This window comes from Bradyrhizobium erythrophlei (assembly GCF_042430365.1).
Lineage (GTDB): Bacteria > Pseudomonadota > Alphaproteobacteria > Rhizobiales > Xanthobacteraceae > Bradyrhizobium > Bradyrhizobium erythrophlei.
Window position 1 is genome coordinate 1 of record NZ_JBHMET010000147.1, and the last position, 1,221, is coordinate 1,221.

The following is a 1,221-nucleotide window of genomic DNA, read 5'->3' on the forward strand; positions in this document are numbered from 1 at the left end:
ACACCCGCCTCGATACGCCGCCTATCTCAGTCCGTCATCACCCACTTTCCCGCATAGCTCCAATGCGACCTGACGATATCGAAGGCGAATCTAACCTGCATTACGGGCCCGTCGTCGTCGCGAACCTCGATCGCCATCTGAATTAGGCTGAGGGATTTTATGGCTGCATTGTGGACCATGTCGGCCAAGGCTTTCATGGCCTCTTCCTGAGCCGATCCAACGTCAGGCAGCACCATTCCTTCTTCATCCGGGATCAGTGCTTCGCCGTCGCGAAGGTCAAAAAAATATCGTCTCATGCGGGCCAATTAACATTAGCTAATTTCGTTCCAGGGCCGCTCTGGAGAACGTCGCCAAGCCGCCTCAGTAGTCCTACTGAGAACGCCACCCACGGCATGGTTTGTTCCGGGTTAATTGGAACTAGGACACTCCCAAAATCGAATTAGGATACGGGGCCGGGCCAACAATCGAGTGAGCCAGGGCCGATGATCGGTGCCATGGATCTTGGCATAGCGGATCACGGCGAGCGCGCCAGCCGTGAACAGGCTGCGCAAATAGCGATCCCCTTGTTTGCTGATACTGCCAAGCTTGTCCTTGCCCCCACTCGAGTTCTGCTTCGGCACGAGCCCCACCCAGGCCGAGAAGTCCCGTCCCGATCGGAAAGCCTGGGGATCCGCAATGCTGACGACCAAAGCTGTTGCCAACGCCGGCCCGACGCCGGGGATCGCGTCCAGCCGTTTGCTCGTCGCGCTTGATCGATGCCAGGCGATGATGCGTCGGTCGAACTCCAGGATTTGGGCCTTCAGGATGCAATCGTCGCCGTCCGGCACCGTCTTGCCATCGACCGGCACGGCAAAATCAAAGGCCTTGGCCATGCTGTGCAGATAGGCCGTGGCAACCAGACCGCGCAGCGTTCCGCACAGCGAAATCAGTCCGGGGATTTTTCCGCGGGTGCGACGATCGCGCACCCGGCCGCGATGGAACCGGCGCGGCGATCCTACGGTTGATTAGCGTGTGAAAACCTTCCAATGGAGGGAGGGTGTCATGGAGAATTGGACGAACGCCAAATTGTGCGACGTCGCAAACTTGATCCTTGGCGCGCTTCTGTTCCTTTCGCCCTGGATGTTCGGCTTCGACGCCGGAACGGTCTCCACCAACGCCTACATCACCGGCATCGCCATCGCGATCCTTGCCGTCGCGGCGCTGGCGGCATTCGCGGTGTGG

General features: G+C 59.4%; 3 protein-coding genes. 1 reads left to right on the forward strand and 2 read right to left on the reverse strand.

The features are described from left to right. Positions 1 to 26: 26 nt before the first annotated feature. Both ACFFWD_RS22990 and ACFFWD_RS22995 read right to left on the reverse strand, forming a co-directional pair. The gene (locus ACFFWD_RS22990) at positions 27 to 296 is read right to left on the reverse strand and encodes a DUF6894 family protein (RefSeq protein WP_376968812.1); all 270 of its coding nucleotides are present in this window, start codon (positions 294 to 296) and stop codon (positions 27 to 29) included. Between the two features lie 111 nt (positions 297 to 407). After that, the gene (locus ACFFWD_RS22995) at positions 408 to 965 is read right to left on the reverse strand and encodes a transposase (protein ID WP_376968814.1); all 558 of its coding nucleotides are present in this window, start codon (positions 963 to 965) and stop codon (positions 408 to 410) included. Between the two features lie 76 nt (positions 966 to 1,041). On the opposite strand from ACFFWD_RS22995, the gene ACFFWD_RS23000 reads away from it, so the two are divergent. Continuing rightward, the coding region (locus ACFFWD_RS23000) for an SPW repeat domain-containing protein (RefSeq protein ID WP_376968816.1) at positions 1,042 to 1,221 on the forward strand (180 nt) is incomplete at its 3' end.